Source organism: Rhizobium sp. NZLR11 (genome assembly GCF_019685115.1).
In the GTDB taxonomy this organism is placed as follows: Bacteria; Pseudomonadota; Alphaproteobacteria; order Rhizobiales; family Rhizobiaceae; genus Rhizobium.
In genome coordinates, this window is sequence record NZ_JABDWD010000013.1 from 93,523 (window position 1) to 110,329 (window position 16,807).

The following is a 16,807-nucleotide window of genomic DNA, read 5'->3' on the forward strand; positions in this document are numbered from 1 at the left end:
CAAAGACTAGCAAGCGCAAAGACCAGGCGGAACCCGCCGCAACGGAGCCCATATGAAACTGTTTTATCTCACATTTGCCGGCGTGCTGTATCTCGCCTCCTTCGCGGGGGATGCGTTCGCCCAGTCGGCTGATCATTATCTCACCATCCAGCTGAAGAACGGCCCTGTCGTCATCCAGCTGATGCCTGAGGTTGCGCCGAAGCATGTCGCTCAGATCGAGGCGCTGGCCAAGAAGGGCGAATACGACAACGTCGCCTTCCATCGCGTCATCGACGGCTTCATGGCCCAGACCGGCGACGTCAAATACGGCAACATGGAAAAGGGTTTCGATGCGAGCCTCGCCGGCACCGGCTCCTCCGATATGCCTGATATTCCGGCCGAGTTCTCCAAGACCCCGTTCGTGCGCGGCACCGTCGGCATGGCTCGTTCGCAGGATCCGAATTCCGCCAATTCGCAGTTCTTCATCATGTTCGCCGAAGGCTCCTTCCTCAACGGCCAGTACACCGTCGTCGGCAAGGTCGTTTCCGGCATGGAGAATGTCGACAAGATCAAGCGCGGCGAAGGCCAGAACGGCGAAGTCAAAAGCCCCGACCGGATGGTCAAGGTTACCCTGGGCAAGAAGTAAGTTACCAGAGAAACAAGAGGAGAAGACAATGGCCGAGATCAAGGATCCCGAAAACACCGTCATTCTGGAAACCACCAAGGGCAAGATCGTCATCCAGCTTTTGCCGCAGGTCGCCCCGGAGCATGTCGCCCGCATCAAGGAACTCGCCCGCGAGAAGGCCTATGACGGCGTCGTCTTCCACCGCGTCATCCAGGATTTCATGGCCCAGACGGGCGACGTCGAATTTGGCAAGAAGGGTTCGGAAACCTTCAATCCCGGCCGCGCCGGCATGGGCGGCTCCTCCAAGCCGGATCTGAAGGCTGAATTCTCCGCGACGACCCATACGCGCGGCACCTGCTCGATGGCCCGTTCGCAGAACCCGAACTCGGCCAATTCGCAGTTCTTCATCTGCTTCACCGATGCACCCTGGCTGAACAAGCAGTATTCCGTCTGGGGCCAGGTCATCGAAGGCATGGACAACGTCGACAAGATCAAGCGCGGCGAGCCGGTTTCCGATCCGGATTCGATCGTCTCGATGCGGGTTGCCGCCGACGTCTGATTGTGATTTCTGCTGAAACCCGCTCTTGCGCCTAACCGCGTGGGGGCGGGTTTCGCTTTGAAAGTACCCTTATGCGCGTAGACCTTTTCGATTTCGATCTGCCCGATGAACGCATCGCATTGCGGCCCGCCGAGCCGCGCGACAGCGCGCGCCTGCTCGTCGTCAATCCCCACGCGGAAAGCGTGCCCGATGCGGAAAGCCTGCTCTCTGATCATCGCGTCGGCGATCTGCCATCGTTCCTGCGGGCGGGCGACGCGCTGGTCTTCAACGATACCAAGGTCATTCCGGCCCAGCTCGAAGGCATCCGCCACCGGGACGGCGCCAGCGGCCAGCAGGTGTCGGCAACGCTGCACATGCGCGTCGGCCCAAGCCGCTGGAAGGCGTTTGCCAAGCCCGGGAAGCGTATCAAGCAGGGCGACCGCATTGCCTTCGGCCATAGTGGCGAGAGCTGCTTGCTCGGCTCGCTTGACGCCACCGTCGAGGAAAAGGGCGAGGCCGGCGAGGTGACGCTCGCATTTGATCTTTCCGGCCCGGCGCTCGACGAGGCGATTGCCGCCGTCGGTCACATTCCGTTGCCGCCCTATATCGCCGCCAAGCGGCCCGAGGACGAGCGCGACCGCGCGGATTACCAGACGATCTATGCCCGCGAGGAGGGCGCCGTCGCTGCGCCCACCGCCGGCCTGCATTTCACGCCCGGCCTGTTCGAGACGCTCGACAAAGCTGGCATTGAACGCCATTTCGTTACGCTGCATGTCGGCGCCGGCACCTTTCTGCCTGTCAAGGCCGACGATACCGACGATCACCGGATGCATCTGGAAAGCGGCACCGTCAGCGCTGAGACCGCCGCCCGGCTGAACGCCGTCAAGGCAAAGGGCGGGCGTATCGTCTGCGTCGGCACCACCTCGCTGCGGCTGATCGAGAGTGCTGCGGAAGAGAGCGGCGAGATCCGCGGCTGGAGCGGCGCCACCGGCATTTTCATCACGCCCGGCTACCGTTTCAAATCGGTCGACATGCTGATGACCAATTTTCACCTGCCGCGCTCGACGCTGTTCATGCTGGTCTCGGCCTTTGCCGGCTTTAAGACCATGCATGCGGCCTACAACCACGCCATTGCGACGGGCTACCGCTTCTACTCTTACGGCGACGCGAGCCTTCTTTTCCGGAAAGACAAATGACAGAGAACTTTCAATTCACACTTGACAAGACCGATGCCGGCGCGCGCCTCGGCGAGATTTCCATGCCGCGCGGCACGATCCGGACGCCGGCCTTCATGCCCGTCGGCACGGTGGGAACCGTCAAGGCGATGTATCTCGACCAGGTGCGCGAAACCGGTGCCGACATCATCCTCGGCAATACCTATCACCTGATGCTGCGCCCCAGCGCCGAGCGCGTCGCCCGCCTCGGCGGCCTGCACAAGCTGATCCGCTGGGAGCACCCGATCCTGACGGATTCCGGCGGCTTCCAGGTCATGTCGCTGTCCGGCCTGCGTAAGCTTGATGAGCAGGGCGTCACCTTCAAATCGCATGTCGACGGCAGCCTGCATCATATGTCGCCGGAACGCTCGATTGAAATCCAGGGGCTGCTCGGCTCCGATATCCAGATGCAACTCGACGAATGTGTGGCGCTGCCGGCCGAGCCGAAGGAGATCGAGCGCGCCATGGAAATGTCGCTGCGCTGGGCCGAGCGCTGCCAGGTCGCCTTCGGCGAACAGCCTGGAAAGGCAATGTTCGGCATCGTCCAGGGCGGCGATATTCCGGCGCTGCGCATCCGTTCGGCTGAGGCGCTGAGCCAGCTCGATCTCAAGGGCTATGCCATCGGCGGCCTTGCCGTCGGCGAGCCGCAGGACGTCATGCTGCAGATGCTGGAAACGACGCTGCCCGTGCTTCCTCTGGAGAAGCCGCGTTACCTCATGGGCGTCGGCACGCCGGACGATATGCTGAAATCTGTCGCTCGCGGCATCGACATGTTCGATTGTGTCATGCCGACCCGTTCCGGCCGCCATGGCCTGGCCTTTACCCGCCGCGGCAAGGTCAATATCCGCAATGCCCGTCATGCCGAGGATATGCGCCCGCTCGACGAACAGTCGAATTGCCCGGCCTCGCGCGACTATTCGCGCGCCTACCTGCACCATCTCGTCCGCGCCAACGAGGCGCTCGGCGGCATGCTCCTCTCCTGGCACAATCTCGCCTATTACCAGGAATTGATGCAGGGTATCCGCAAGGCGATCGCCGAAGGCCGCTTCGCCGATTTCATGGCGGAGACGCAGGAAGAATGGGCAAGAGGCGATCTTCAACCCGTTTGATCTATCTCTCGCTCTATGCGACGCCCTTTAATCAGGGAGCTGGTGTGCAGCTCCCGACATCTGCCGGCTTGACGCGGCCGGCCTGAAGATCGCTCCATTGCGGTATGGACGGATCAGGGCCACCGATCGATGCCTCAAACGCGGCGCGGTTCAGCTTGATGAGCCGTCCGCTTGCAAGGATGCTCACCATCTCTTTCTTGTTGACATAAGCGAGGCTGGCATCCAGCCGGCAGAAGAACCGCTTGCTGCCGTTCGAGACGACCCAGCCGTAGCCGCCGGACTTCCCCTTGGTGAGTTTTCCGATGGCGTAATCCCGCCGTGCAAGCATTGAAAAGGATTCCGCCTGCGCAACACCCGGCATGACGGCAAAGCCGATCGCCGCGGCGGTGACCAACCACTTGAATGAAATGAGCATTGAGTTTTCAACCCCTGGGACAGAACCACATGAGCCCGTACGTTCCAGCAGCGCCGGACACAACTTTAATCTGCAGGGATGCTTAATCCGCTAAACCGCGTCGCGATCTTTCAGGTGCGGCTGTCGCGCTCCAGCTCTTTATTTTCTCGCATGTCGTTATCGCAAAACCGCTGCCCGCTTTTGCGCGACATGCTTTAGATGCCCTTGCTGTCGGCATCCGGCATGATCTGCACGCCGTTGATCCTGTAGCTGCCGTCGGGCTGTCGAGTCATCTGGTAGATCGCCGTCCAGTCCTTGCCGTCGCGGCCTGAAATCAGCACCTCGTGGTAGATCAGCGCGCCGTTGTCGATCGAGCGGCTGCGGCCGAAGGCGTAGTTGCCGGGATGATAGACCGGCTCGTAGCTCTTTTTCACCATGGCGAAGAACAGGTTCTTGTCGGGATACATCGCCCTGATGCCGGGAGCGGCGAAGGAATAGGCGGTCTCGGCATCGTCCTTGAGGAAGGCCGTGATCTGCTCCTCGATCATCGTTCGTGTCGTGGCGATCGGATCTTCGGCAAGGGCCGAGACAGCGGGGAGGATGGACGCGGCACACAGAATGAGAACTGCGAAGAAGGCGCGCATGGGGGTCTCCGGCTCTATCGAGGAAAGGACCCCGATAGCGCAGAAGTGTAGGCCATTTCTGGCGCAAGAAAAGTGGACTTTATGACCAGCGCCGAAAGAGGGCGCTGGCATTCACCCCGCCGAAGCCGAAACCGTTGGTGATGGCATAGTCCATTGCCAGCGGCCGCGCCGTCTTGCCGACGATATCGATGCCGTCGGCATCAGGGTCGGCCTCATCAAGGTTGCGGGTCGGCGGCGCGATTTGGTCGCGCAGCGCCAGGATGGTGAAGATCGCTTCCAGCCCGCCGGCGGCCCCGAGCAGATGGCCGGTGGCCGATTTTGTCGCACTGACGGCAATGTCGCCATTGCGGCCGAAGACCGTGGCGATCGCCGCGATCTCGCCCCGGTCACCGACCGGTGTCGAGGTCGCATGCGCGTTGAGGTGCTTGACCTCCGAAGCCGGGATCTTCGCCTGCTTGAGCGCTGCCTCCATCGCCCGGCGCGCGCCGTCGCCGTCTTCGGGGCCTGAGGTCATGTGGTAGGCGTCCGCCGCCGTGCCGTAACCGACGAGTTCGGCGAGCGGTGTGGCGCCGCGGGCAAGCGCGTGTTCGAGTGTTTCGATGACCAGGATGCCGGCGCCTTCGCCCATGACGAAACCGTCACGCGCCGTGTCGAAGGGCCGCGACGCCAGCTCCGGGGTGTCGTTGAAACCGGTGGAAAGCGCGCGAGCGGCGGCAAAGCCGCCGAGGCTTACCTTGTCGATACAGGCCTCGGCACCGCCGCAGATTGCCACATCCGCTTCGCCGGAGCGGATCAGCCGCGCAGCATCGCCGATCGCCTGGACGCTGGCCGCACATGCCGTCACCGGAGCGCCGAGCGGCCCCTTGAAGCGGTAGCGGATGCTGACTTGGCCGGCAGCGAGGTTTACGAGGAAGGAGGGCACGGTGAAGGGGGACAGCCGCCGCACGCCGCGCGTCTCGCCGATCCGCACCGCTTCGGCGATCGCCGGGAAGCCGCCGACGCCCGAGGCGATGATCGTTGCGGTGCGTTCGCGTTTCGCTTCGTCGGTCGGCATCCAGCCGGCCTGCTTCACCGCTTCCTCCGTCGCCGCCATGGCGAACTGGATGAAGCGGTCCATCTTCTTCTGGTCCTTGGGGGTGATGTAACGGTCGGGATCGAAACCGCTCTCTGCATCCTCGGCGCTGCCGGGAACGATGCCGCCGACCTTGGCCGGGAGTTCGCCGACGACACCGTCCGAAAGCACCCTCAGCCCCGAACCGCCGTCAAGAAGCCGCTTCCAGGCGAGCTCGACGCCGGTGCCGAGTGGTGACACAAGTCCCATGCCGGTGACAACGATGCGATCCATGATATTTTCCTCTTTATGCGTCGATGCCGAGATACCAGGCGCGCATGCGGGCGATCCGCTTGTGCACCTCGTCATCGGCTGCGGGGCCTGCAAGCAGGCTGGTGTTTTCGGGTGTCACTTGTTCGCCGGTCCGTGTGTCGACCAGCAGCGTCTCGCGCGCTTTGCCGGAGGCGGCATCGCCAAGCAGATAGGCAAGGTCTTCCTCTGGGATGTGCCGGCTTCCCCAGGAAAATAGGGACATCAGCACCGGAAAGAAATCGCGGCCCTTGTCCGTCAGCCGGTATTCGTAGCGGGCAGGGCGCTGATGGTAGAGCCGCCGTTCGAACAGTCCCTGATCCGTTAGGTGTTTCAGCCGCCGCGTCAGGATGTTCGGCGCCACACCGAGGCTCTTCTGGAAATCGTCGAAGCGCGACAGCCCCTGAAAGGCGTCGCGCAGGATGAGGATGCTCCACCAGTCGCCGACGCTGTCGAGCGCGCGCGCCGCCGGGCATTTGAATTGGCTGAAGCTCGTCCGCTGCATGGATCACGTCACTACAGTAGTAACTATCATCATGCAAGTTACTACATCAGCTGTCGCCGTCGAAAATCCGGGCGAGCAGGAGGCCGGTGACAAGCATGCCGGCCGCGAGGAAGATCGTATCGCCCGGCGTGCCGATATAGAGTGGCCCGATATTGGCAAACAGCAGGAAGGCAATGAGAAAATTCGCCCAGCCCCAGACGACATTCGTCGTCGGCGAACTGAACTGCGCCCGCGGTCCGAACGGAATGCGGAAACGCCGGCCGCTGACGCCGTTGACGAAATGCGGGATGCCGTTTGTCAGAAATGCCGCGGCGATGAAATGGGCGATATAGGCGATCCAGGGCAAAGGCTTCTCCGGTGCTGCGAGTTGCGTCAACGGAGGAATGTGGCCGGGAATATCACGCCGGCAAGGGGTGCCCGGAAACGCGCATGTGCGCTCGCACGCCGTCAGAAGACGACTGGCCGGCCGCATCAGACAAGCCCGAAATCTTTGAAGTGAAGCGCCGCAGAATTGTCGAGATCCGCAACATGGACTGCCGCACCCGCCGCACTTCCATCCGCGTCATAGAAGAGTCTGCCGCTGGCCTGATCGTAGATCAGCTTGTCATCCGCCTCGAGCGCTCTCGTTCCCTGCACGAAATTCTCATCCGAAAATCGAGATAGGCTGAGCGCGGCGAAAATCGAATGGTCGAGCAGCAGCTTGTCGCCCGCCGCGGAGGAGAAATCCGTAATCTTGTCAACGCTGACATTATCGGGCTTCACATCGAAGACGAAGCTATCGCCTCCACCGCCGCCGGTCAGCGTGTCTGCGCCGGCTTTGCCGATCAGCTTGTCGTTACCGAGCCCGCCGGTAAGCTGGTCGGCGCCTTTGCCGCCATTGATCGTGTTGCTGCCGTCGTTGCCGGTGAGAACGTTGGCGGTGTTGTTGCCTGTCGCGCTGAGATTGGCCGTTCCGGTCAAGGCGAGATTCTCGATCGTACCGGCCGCGTGCTTCACATCGGCCAGGCTAAAGGAGGTCGAAGCCTTGACGGTGTCCTTGCCGGATGCCCCTGTTTCATCGACAAAATCGCCCGCATTGTCGACCACATAAGTATCGTTGCCGGCATGGCCCGACATATGGTCGGCGCCAGTGCTGCCATCAAGGATATTGTTGCCGGAATTGCCGACGAGAGCGTTTGCCAGGCCATTGCCGGTGCCGTTCAGATTGGCGGTGCCGGTCAGCGTCAGGTTCTCGACGTTGCCGATCGTATGCGTCGTATCCTTGAGGCTGAAGCTGATCGACGACATGACCGTATCGGTTCCGCCGCCTCGGCTTTCGTCGACGATTTGAGTGGGGCTGCTCACGGTGAATATGTCGTTGCCCCTGCCGCCATAGATATGGCTGGCGGCCGTTGGCGGCGTGCTGGCGCTGCCGCCGCCGATGTCGATGATAACCGGATGGTCGACGACATCCACTGTCAGCGACGACACATTGCTGAGGCTTTTGATCGCCGTCGTCCCGCTCACCGGGTCGAAAACCTTCACGGAGCCGAACGAGGCCCCGAGATTGACCTTGACGCCCGTCGTCGCGGCCTGAATGGCCGTGTCGGTGGACTGGTTCCAGATGTCGGGCTCGTTCCAGATAATGATCTGGTAGCTGCCGTCCGATTTTTCGGTGAGCAAGCTGTGGGCCGAAGACGGCATGCCGTCGATCGAATAATTGAGGGCCCCTGCGCTGAAGCTCGCCTTTGCCGCGCCGTCGTCCGCCAGTATTTCAGTGAGATTGTGGATCGCCGTTGCCGCCGGCTTGGCTGAATAGTCGAGATGAAAAAGCCCGAAATGCTTCTCCTGGTTGGCGCCCTGCGGATCGGAATAGGCGTCCAGCAGCTCGTAGATGAATGTCTGCTTCGATCCGAGTGCTGCGCCGTCCATCAGCGTGTTGAGCACCAGCTTTGCCTGCGTCGCTTCACTGACGCCTTCCCAGCCGCCATTGGTGTCGGCGGTGAGGGAGGTGTGGTAACCGGTCTCGGTGATTGCCAGCGGCTTGCCCGGATCGGCAGCGCGCTGAACGCCGGCTTCGCGGGAAAGCCACGAGAATGGCTGGTCGCCATCCTTCGCATAGGTATGGATCGTCGTGTAGTCGGAGGCGGATGCGACCGTATATCCGGTAAAGCCGAGAACCGGGATGTTTTTCAGCAAGGGATCGGCGTTGACGGCGGCAGACAGGTCCTTTTGATAGGCGACCGCGGCTGCCTGGCCGCTAAGACCGTGATAGCTGACCGGCCAGTTATTGACTTCGTTCGGCCCCTCGATGCCGACGACCGACCCCGGATGGGCCTGCACGAAAGTATGCAGCCGCTGGGCGAGCGTGGTGGGGTCCACTTCCCGCTGGGCGCTGAAGACGAACTGCACGCCGGCTTCGGCAGCATCGCCGAGATGGGTTTGACCGTTAGGATCGGAAGCGGAGTTGGGGGCGTGATCGCGGACCGCATCAAGGCCAAGATAGTCTAAAACTTTGACAACTTCTCCGACATTGGAATATTTTCCGTCGGTGTAGTCGATATGCGTATCAATTCCAAAGGATTGAATAATATCGTTTATTCTAACGGCTTGAGCCATAAGTTTTTCTCCCAGTTGTAGAGGGAATCTGCGATGGGAATATATCCCCATTTCTGCTGCCGATTCGATTTAATACACGAGGAGGGGCCGTGCAGTATTGCCCGTTAACCATGATATATTGTCTTGAATGTGGCTCGTGCTGGATCGCCTTGAATGCCGAATCGGTGCTTGCATTTTGCATTCAGCCTGCCGATCACTGCTCAAGTGAGACAGCCGCATAAGCGGAGTCCGGCGAAATCCGATACCTCTGGAGGATCCGATGACCGTCAATGTGCAATTCCGGTTTCGCAGCGGCCTGCCGTCGATGGCGTTTGACAATGTCCGTCTCCGCGGCAGTTGGGACGAGCATGGCCGCCCCGCGAATGATTGGACATCGGTTCCTATGCAGGGCTCGCGTGACGAGGATGGATATGATGTCTTTGTCGCCAGGATTTCCTTTCCCGATGCCGAGATAGGCACGAATTTTCGATGGGGCATCGAGCTCGATCGGCCGGGCATGCCGGATCTATGGGCAATCACCGCCGAATTGGACGACGAGGCCTCGTCGGGTCGCGAACGTTCCTTCGATCTCCACCAGGAGATGGCGCCGCAGACCTATCACCTGACATGGATCGGCCGTCTGGGGGCGAACCGGGTTGAGAGGCGTGACGGTGTCGCCGGCATTCGCTTCTCGGTCTGGGCGCCGAACGCTCGGGAGGTCTCGCTTGTCCTCGCTGATCCCGCCATCGGCTACGTCGCCGACGACGGCACCGGAGCGCTCGGGACCATCGGCATGCGAAGGACCGGCGAGGGGATCTGGTCGGTTGAAACCGGCGACGATGGCCGCCTTACCGATTTCGACGGCATGGTCGGCACGCCGTATATGTATCGCGTCACCAAGGATGATGGATCGCTCGCCTACCGGACCGACATCTGGTCGCTGATGCAGATCGGTGCGGGAGATTTCGATCCGGATGGCGCGGCCTATCACGGATCGCCGGCTGGTTTGGACGGACCGCAGAGCTGCTCGGTCGTCTGCGACCCGAAGTGGGTGACGCTGCCGTCCGGGCAGGAGCTTGCCGCCGAGGCGTTCTGGGCTGACGAATTCGTGGCCGGCCGCAAACTTCCTGAGCGGCTCGAGGATCTGGTGATCTATGAATTGCATGTCGGCGCGCTCGGTTTCGGCAAGCCAGCGCCGGGAACGCTGGATGATGCGATCGCCTTCGTCGCGCATCTTTCCGCGCTCGGCGTCAACGCCGTGGAACTGCTGCCGATCGCCGAATTCGAGACGCGGGCCAACTGGGGTTACGGCACGTCGCATTTCTTTGCCGCCGATCAGGGGACCGGCGGCACCGACCGGCTGAAGTTATTCGTCAAGGCCTGCCACCAGCAGGGCATCGCCGTCATTCTGGACGTTTGTTACAACCACTTCGATCCGGATGGCGAGCGGGCGCAATGGGCCTATGATTCCAACGACCCCACCCGCAATATCTACTATTGGTACGAGGGACGCCCCGGCGATTACGCCGATCCGACGGGCGGCTATATCGACAACATCTCGACGGGATGGGCGCCTGCCTTCGATGAGGAGGCCGTGCGCCAGCTTTTCATCTCCAGCGCGGCATTTCTCGTCTCCGTCTGCCATATCGATGGTTTCCGGCTCGATCAGACCAGTTCGATCCATCAATATCCGGTGCTGCATGCCGACGGCCGGCGCGCCGATCGGGCCGCTGCGTCAGGCGCGAAATTCCTGAAGCAGTGGAGCCGCACGATGCGGCTGATCAAGCCCGAGGTTTTCCTGACGGCCGAGGATTATTCGGACTGGTCGGCGATGACGGAGCCGAGCCTGACCGGCGACGGGCTCGGCTTCGACGCGACCTGGTACGGCGATTTTCATCACAACCTCGTCGAATATCACGGCGGCGCTCAGGCGCAGCTTTTGAAGAATGCCGGTTTTGGCGACAAGCGGGCGCTGACCATGTCGTCCCTTGCCGGCGCCTTGCAGGCGAGCGCGCGATCCAAGGTGGTCTACAACCAATCGCACGACGATTGCGGCAATCGCGAGGGGTCGGCAAGAACCGCAGTCATCGCGGTCAATTTCGCACCGATCGTCGGCGAGACCAGGGCTTGGGCGGAGGCGAGATCCAGGTTCGCGGCGGCGATGACGCTGCTATCGGCCGGCACGCCGATGTTTTTCATGGGCGAGGAAATCGGCGCCCAGAAGCCCTATCGTTACAGTGATTTCCTGGAGAACCGCGAGAATATCCTCGGCGAGGCTTCGGGCAACGGGGCGGGGATGATCAGCTGTTATCGCGATCTGATCGCGCTCAGCATCCACCAAGATGCCATTCGTTCTCGCAACATCGCCGTTCCCTATGTCCATGACGAGGATCGGGTGATCGCATTTCATCGATGGAACGACGGCCAGGATTTCCTCGTGGTGGGATCGCTGAACGACGCTCCCTTCGAACGTGGCTATCGGCTGCGCAGCGAGCGTTTAGGAGATGACCTCTGGGAAGAGGTCTTCAACACCGATGCCCAGACATATGGCGGCTGGAATGTCGGCAACGGCGGCAGAAAGATCAGAGCCACGGCGGGAACGCTCGATGCCGTGCTGCCTGCGTCAGGTGTCCTGGTGTTTCGCAGGCTGTAACGCGTCACGCTTTTCCAAGGCAGAAGGTAATGGCGGGCGGCCCTCAGGCAAACCCGACCGGCAGGTTGTCCAGTTTTCTGCCGGCACCATAGTCGCGCTCATGCTGCGACCGGCGGCGGCCGTTGTGGCGAGCGGACAGATCGATCCGGTTTTCAGCAAAGATGCCATCGGCATAAGTGCCGGTGTCATGGCAATCGGTGTCGATTTGGGGGGCAAGGATTTTCAGGATCATCGAGGTTCCTCTACGGCGCACCACCAACACTCGGAAAGGCCGGTTCGTTCCCTTTATAAACTCTGAATTATTAATAAATTAACCATAAGGGCCGGGGTCGGTGCTGCCTTTAGTCGGGTCGTTCTCGCTGGATGACGTTCAATGGGCGACTGATGACGAGGACCTCGGCAGCAGCATGTCCTCGCCCGTCCGGATCAGCCGTGCCGTGCGCGCCATCACCTCGAGCCCCGCCTCGGTCTCGGCAATCTCGGGTGCCATTTTGTCTAGCCCATCGGCCACCTGAAACAGCATCGGCAACATATCACCCCGTCCGACCGCTTCGGCCGATCTGGCGAGCTTGCGCAACGCCTGCGAATATCGCGATATCAAGGCGAGCTTCTGGTCTGCGGGAATGTTGGAGAACGAATGTTTTTCTTGCGGCGACAGTGTTGACTTCGACATGGACGCGGACCTTTTGGACGTCAATGAACGCGCATCCGCCATTCTTTGTTCCAGCGCGGATGCTGTGCGAGGATCGGTCGCTGCCTTGTCTCGAAGTGGCGTGGAACTCACCGACCGTGATTGCCGTTGATATCGATGAACACGGGAGGTTTCCATGCAGTTGATCGATACACGAGTGACACAGGCCGGTGACGTCTTCACCGTCGAATTCTTGGGCGAAGGAGGAGAATCGATCTCCGTCAAGATCGACAACTCTCATGGCGAGCTCGACGACTCCACAGCCGTCGACCACGCCAAGGTGATGATGGTCCAGCTGACCAGCTTTGCTGCCGGGGAAGCGGATGGCAGCATCAACCGTTACGATGCCTTGAGCAACGGAAATTTCGACGAAGGCAGCAGGGGCCTGATCGGCCAGCCGAGCGCACGTTCGACCCATGACAGTAAGGTGCTGGAGGAAGAACTCAATGAAGGTCTTGAGGATAGCTTTCCGGCAAGCGACCCTGTCTCGGCCACGGTGTCGTCCATTCCTGCCAACGCGCGACGGCACTGAACTCATGCGTTTCCAGTTCCAAATGCAGGCGAAGGCTGCCCGCTCCAGCGGGCAGCCTTCTTCTTGCATGACAGATGGATGTCAAAACTGAGAAACAGCTGAAAACCGGCGGTGTCTGATTGACATGCGAGCCTTCTAGAGAGGGCACGAGAAGGAAGCACGCACCACGCGCTTCCCAGGTCTCGGAGACGCGCCGATGAAAATCATTCAGATCACCGACACCCATTTCAGTCCCAATAAGCCGCATTTCAACGGCAACTGGGCGCCGCTTCTGACCTGGATCGAAGCGACCGGCGCCGACTTGATCGTTCATACCGGCGATCTCACGGTCGACGGTGCCGACAAGGACGAGGACATCACCTTCTCGATGGATCTGATGCGCCAGGTGTCGATCCCAATGCTGATCGTCCCCGGCAATCACGATGTCGGCCACCTCAAGGGATCCGACCAGGCGGTCGATGCCGAGCGGCTGTCGCGCTGGCGCAGCCTTGCCGGTCCCGACCGCTGGCTGGAGGATGCGGCCGGCTGGCGTTTCATCGGATTGAATTCGCTGCTTCTCGGTCATGAGGATGACGAGGAGGAAGCCCAGTTCGAATGGCTCGACCAGGCGCTTTCCGACAGCGCGGGGCGGCGTGTGGCGCTTTTCGCCCACAAGCCGCTGTTCGTCGATGCGCCTGACGAAGGCGATACCGGATATTGGAGCGTTCACCCCGCTCAGCGCCGGCGGCTCTACGATATGATCTCAGCCCATGACGTGGCCCTGTTTGCCAGCGGCCACCTTCACTGGGCCTGGCAGGGCCGCTTCGACAATACCCAACTGACCTGGGGTCCGTCGGCCGCCTTCATCATCGACAAGATGGAGCGGGAGATGCCGGGCGAGCGTCTGATCGGCGCCGTCGTCCACGAATTCGATGCCGATGTCGAAAGCACTATCGTCGCCGTTCCCGGCATGACCGCTTATGTACTCGACGAGGTCGTGCACGAGGTCTATCCGCAGGCGGTCAGAGAGCGGGAACCCGTCGAATGAGCGCGCTCTCGATTCGCGGCATCACCAAGGCTTTCGGCGACAACCAGATCCTCGATGGCGTCAGCCTCGACGTCGAGGCCGGCGAATTCATCGCGCTGGTCGGCCCCTCCGGCTGCGGCAAGAGCACGCTCTTGCGCATTCTTGCCGGCCTGGACCATGCCGACCGCGGTGAGATCCTGATCCGCGGACGGGACATGTCCGGTGTGGCGGCCGCCGACCGCAACATCGCCATGGTCTTTCAGTCCTACGCGCTCTATCCGCACCTGACGGCCTCGCAAAACATTGCGGTGCCGCTGGCAATGCGCCGGTTGTCGAGAGTAGAGCGGCTGCCTTTCGTGGGATCGCTGATTCCAGGTCAGCGCGCTACCCGCGCGGCGATCGCCCGCGACGTCAGGGAGATGGCGACATCGCTGAAGATCGACCATCTGCTCGATCGCAAGCCCGGCCAGATGTCGGGCGGCCAGCGTCAGCGCGTGGCGCTCGCTCGCGCCATGGTGCGCCAGCCAAGCATCTTCCTGATGGACGAGCCGCTGTCCAACCTCGACGCCAACCTGCGCGTCCATGCCCGCGGCGAGATCGTCGACCTGCATCGGCGCGCCGGCGTGCCGACCCTCTATGTCACCCATGACCAGGCAGAAGCGCTGTCGATGGCAGACCGCGTCGCCGTGATGATGGGCGGCAAATTGCTGCAGATCGCCAGCCCTGAGGTCATCTACGACGATCCCGCCCATATCGAGGTCGCCCGCTTCATCGGCCAGCCGCGCATCAATCTGCTTCCGGCTGCGGCCGAAGGCGGCACCATTGCTTTCGGCGGCTTGCGCCTGACACTTGAAAATGCACCAGACAGGAAGGTGCCGGTCACGCTCGCCATTCGTCCCGAATTCGTCTTTCTGTCCAAGAACCGGCATGACGGCCTTGCCGCCCATGTCGAACGCGTCGAGTTCCTGGGCTCCGAGGTCATACTCCATTGCCGGCTTGATGCGGTCGGCGAGACTGTCGTTGCCAAGGTTCAACCATCCGAAGCCTCGGGCCTTACGGCAGACGATGCGGTGGGGCTTCGATTGTCGCCGGGCCGCACGCTGATCTTTGCCGAGGACGGCAGCCGGCTGGCCGGCAGCGTTGCAACAGGTGATGCCGGGCTCGGCAACGCCGATGCCGGGCTCGCGATGGGCGATGCCCCGCGGGAGAGGGCGCATGGCTAGCGTTGTTTCCATGGCCGCTCCGCACGATTCTGCTGTTGCGCATCGGCGTAGCGAGGCCCGCATCGCCTGGATGCTGGTGCTGCCGGCAATGATCCTGCTTTTTCTCTTCGTGCTTTTGCCGGTTGCTTCAGTCATCATGCTCGGCTTTACCGATTTCGAACTCGGCTACGGCAAGTTCCGTTTCGTCGGCTTCGAGAATTATGCCCATCTGATCACCGACCGGACGTTTCGCAAATCGCTATGGAATACGACGGTCTATACGGCGATTGTCGCACCGGCCTCGATCTTTCTCGGTCTCGGCATCGCCATGCTGATCGAGAGCGAAACCGCGGCCCGCAGCTTTTTCCGCACTGCCTATTTCCTGCCCGTCGCCTCGCTGATCGTCGCCATGGCGACCGTCTGGCAATATATGTTCCATCCGACGATCGGCCCACTGAACGCGCTGCTGGCGCTTGTCGGGCTTCCCGGCCCGAACTGGCTGGGCAGCTCCGGCACGGTACTTTACAGCCTCTCGATCATCGGCGTCTGGCAATCGGCTGGCTTCAACATGGTGCTGTTCCTGGCCGGGCTGACGGCGATCCCGCGCGAGCTTTACGCGGCCGCCGAAGTGGACGGCGCCAAATCTTCGCTCGACCGCTTCCTGCTGGTCACCTGGCCGATGCTCGGTCCGACGACGCTCTTCGTCATCACCATCAGCATCACCAATGCGGTCAAGGTCTTCGAGACGGTGAAGACGCTGACCGAGGGCGGTCCGAACAAGACGTCTGAAGTGCTGCTCTTCACGATCTACCAGGAGGGCTTCGTCTATCTGCGCGTCGGTTATGCCTCGGCGATGACGGTGGTGTTTCTGCTGATCCTGGTGGTGCTGATGTTCCTGCAGTACCGCCTTCTCGATCGCCGGGTACATTACACATGATGACCAGCGCTTTTTCCCTAGGCAGGATCATCCGCCTGAGCCTGCTTTCCCTAGGGGCGATCATCTTCCTGTCGCCTTACATCTTCATGATCTCCGCGGCCGGCAAGACGCAGAGCGATATCTTCACCTCATCGCTGTCGCTGATCCCGGCGCATCTCGCCTATGTCGAGAATTTCGCCAAGGCTTTGAGCCGGGTGCCGATGGGGCGGCTCCTGTGGAACGGCGTCGTCGTCTGCGGGCTGATCTTCTTCTTTCAGGTGCTGGTGGCGATCCCCTGCGCCTACGCCATGGCCAAACTTCGCTTCGGCGCCGCCCGCGCCATGATGGTGCTGGTCATGCTCGGCCTTCTCGTGCCGATCCATGCGACCGCGCTGCCGCTCTATGTCGCCTTCGACCGTGCCTCGCTGCTCAACAGCTATGCCGCTCTGGTCGCGCCCTTCACCATTTCGGTCTTCGCGATCTTCATGTTCCTGCAGTTCTTTCGCGCCATGCCGGACGATCTCATCCATGCCGCCCGTCTCGACGGCATGTCGGAGGTCGGCATCGTCGCCCGCGTCATCGTGCCGAATGCCTGGCCGGCGGTCACCGCCTTTGCCATCTTCTCGGTCGTCGCCCATTGGAACGACCTTTACTGGCCGCTGATCGTCATCAGCAAGCAGGACTATGCCACGCCGCCGCTCGGCCTGATGTATTTCCGCGCCGCCGAGGCCGGCGACGACTACGGCGCGCTGATGGCGGCGACCCTCATCATTACCCTTCCCCTCGTTGTCGCCTTCCTGCTCGCGCAGAAGCGGTTCGTCGAGGGCATCACCATGACCGGTCTCAAAGGCTGACCGGTTTC

Annotated in this window: 18 protein-coding genes; 10 read left to right on the forward strand and 8 right to left on the reverse strand. The window is 61.6% G+C overall.

The features are described from left to right. Positions 1-52 precede the first annotated feature (52 nt). The 4 genes from HJB83_RS21790 (at position 53) to tgt (ending at position 3,465) form a co-directional block, all read left to right on the forward strand. Positions 53-625 carry a peptidylprolyl isomerase gene (locus HJB83_RS21790; protein ID WP_221132610.1) on the forward strand — a complete coding sequence of 191 codons (573 nt, stop codon included), beginning with the start codon at positions 53-55 and terminating at the stop codon, positions 623-625. A gap of 28 nt (positions 626-653) precedes the next feature. Then, a complete protein-coding gene (locus HJB83_RS21795) occupies positions 654-1,163 on the forward strand; it encodes a peptidylprolyl isomerase (protein WP_007628975.1) in 510 nt (169 codons plus the stop codon). Between the two features lie 71 nt (positions 1,164-1,234). Next, a complete protein-coding gene (gene queA / locus HJB83_RS21800) occupies positions 1,235-2,338 on the forward strand; it encodes a tRNA preQ1(34) S-adenosylmethionine ribosyltransferase-isomerase QueA (protein WP_221132611.1) in 1,104 nt (367 codons plus the stop codon). Further along, positions 2,335-3,465: a tRNA guanosine(34) transglycosylase Tgt gene (gene tgt, locus HJB83_RS21805; protein ID WP_221132612.1), complete on the forward strand. Its 1,131-nt coding sequence runs from the start codon at positions 2,335-2,337 to the stop codon at positions 3,463-3,465. Before queA ends, tgt begins: the two co-directional genes overlap by 4 nt. Before the next feature lie 31 nt (positions 3,466-3,496). Here tgt and HJB83_RS21810 read toward each other — a convergent pair whose 3' ends face one another. The 6 genes from HJB83_RS21810 to HJB83_RS21835 all read right to left on the reverse strand — a co-directional run bounded on the left by HJB83_RS21810 (position 3,497) and on the right by HJB83_RS21835 (position 8,966). Next, a complete protein-coding gene (locus HJB83_RS21810; protein WP_221132613.1) occupies positions 3,497-3,880 on the reverse strand; it encodes a hypothetical protein in 384 nt (127 codons plus the stop codon). A 194-nt stretch (positions 3,881-4,074) separates the two neighbouring features. Beyond that, entirely contained in the window at positions 4,075-4,503 is a 429-nt protein-coding gene (locus HJB83_RS21815; protein ID WP_221132614.1) for a DUF4864 domain-containing protein, read from the reverse strand. A gap of 79 nt (positions 4,504-4,582) precedes the next feature. Beyond that, positions 4,583-5,848, reverse strand: a complete 1,266-nt coding sequence (gene fabF / locus HJB83_RS21820) for a beta-ketoacyl-ACP synthase II (RefSeq protein ID WP_221132615.1) — start codon at positions 5,846-5,848, stop codon at positions 4,583-4,585. Positions 5,849-5,861: 13 nt separating this feature from the next. Then, positions 5,862-6,368, reverse strand: coding sequence for a helix-turn-helix domain-containing protein (locus tag HJB83_RS21825; protein ID WP_207580480.1), 507 nt, complete (start codon positions 6,366-6,368; stop codon positions 5,862-5,864). A 46-nt stretch (positions 6,369-6,414) separates the two neighbouring features. After that, a complete protein-coding gene (locus HJB83_RS21830; RefSeq protein ID WP_207580481.1) occupies positions 6,415-6,714 on the reverse strand; it encodes a hypothetical protein in 300 nt (99 codons plus the stop codon). 125 nt (positions 6,715-6,839) lie between these two features. Continuing rightward, positions 6,840-8,966: a calcium-binding protein gene (locus tag HJB83_RS21835; RefSeq protein ID WP_221132616.1), complete on the reverse strand. Its 2,127-nt coding sequence runs from the start codon at positions 8,964-8,966 to the stop codon at positions 6,840-6,842. Between the two features lie 259 nt (positions 8,967-9,225). On the opposite strand from HJB83_RS21835, the gene HJB83_RS21840 reads away from it, so the two are divergent. Beyond that, positions 9,226-11,598, forward strand: coding sequence for an alpha-amylase family glycosyl hydrolase (locus HJB83_RS21840; protein ID WP_221132617.1), 2,373 nt, complete (start codon positions 9,226-9,228; stop codon positions 11,596-11,598). 43 nt (positions 11,599-11,641) lie between these two features. Here the strand turns inward: HJB83_RS21840 and HJB83_RS21845 are convergent, their stop codons facing one another. Together HJB83_RS21845 and HJB83_RS21850 are read right to left on the reverse strand one after the other, a co-directional pair. Beyond that, the gene (locus HJB83_RS21845; protein ID WP_221132618.1) at positions 11,642-11,830 is read right to left on the reverse strand and encodes a hypothetical protein; all 189 of its coding nucleotides are present in this window, start codon (positions 11,828-11,830) and stop codon (positions 11,642-11,644) included. 138 nt (positions 11,831-11,968) lie between these two features. Then, entirely contained in the window at positions 11,969-12,271 is a 303-nt protein-coding gene (locus HJB83_RS21850; RefSeq protein WP_207584312.1) for a hypothetical protein, read from the reverse strand. A gap of 154 nt (positions 12,272-12,425) precedes the next feature. Here HJB83_RS21850 and HJB83_RS21855 point away from each other — a divergent pair, with 154 nt between their 5' ends. The 5 genes from HJB83_RS21855 (at position 12,426) to HJB83_RS21875 (ending at position 16,799) form a co-directional block, all read left to right on the forward strand. After that, positions 12,426-12,821: a hypothetical protein gene (locus HJB83_RS21855; RefSeq protein WP_221132619.1), complete on the forward strand. Its 396-nt coding sequence runs from the start codon at positions 12,426-12,428 to the stop codon at positions 12,819-12,821. A 196-nt stretch (positions 12,822-13,017) separates the two neighbouring features. After that, positions 13,018-13,848, forward strand: a complete 831-nt coding sequence (locus tag HJB83_RS21860) for a metallophosphoesterase (protein WP_207580486.1) — start codon at positions 13,018-13,020, stop codon at positions 13,846-13,848. Next, a complete protein-coding gene (locus HJB83_RS21865; protein WP_221132620.1) occupies positions 13,845-15,050 on the forward strand; it encodes an ABC transporter ATP-binding protein in 1,206 nt (401 codons plus the stop codon). Before HJB83_RS21860 ends, HJB83_RS21865 begins: the two co-directional genes overlap by 4 nt. Then, a complete protein-coding gene (locus HJB83_RS21870) occupies positions 15,043-15,966 on the forward strand; it encodes a carbohydrate ABC transporter permease (RefSeq protein WP_221115983.1) in 924 nt (307 codons plus the stop codon). The genes HJB83_RS21865 and HJB83_RS21870 overlap by 8 nt, the downstream gene beginning before the upstream one ends. Further along, positions 15,963-16,799 carry a carbohydrate ABC transporter permease gene (locus HJB83_RS21875; RefSeq protein ID WP_221115984.1) on the forward strand — a complete coding sequence of 279 codons (837 nt, stop codon included), beginning with the start codon at positions 15,963-15,965 and terminating at the stop codon, positions 16,797-16,799. Before HJB83_RS21870 ends, HJB83_RS21875 begins: the two co-directional genes overlap by 4 nt. Positions 16,800-16,807 lie beyond the last annotated feature (8 nt).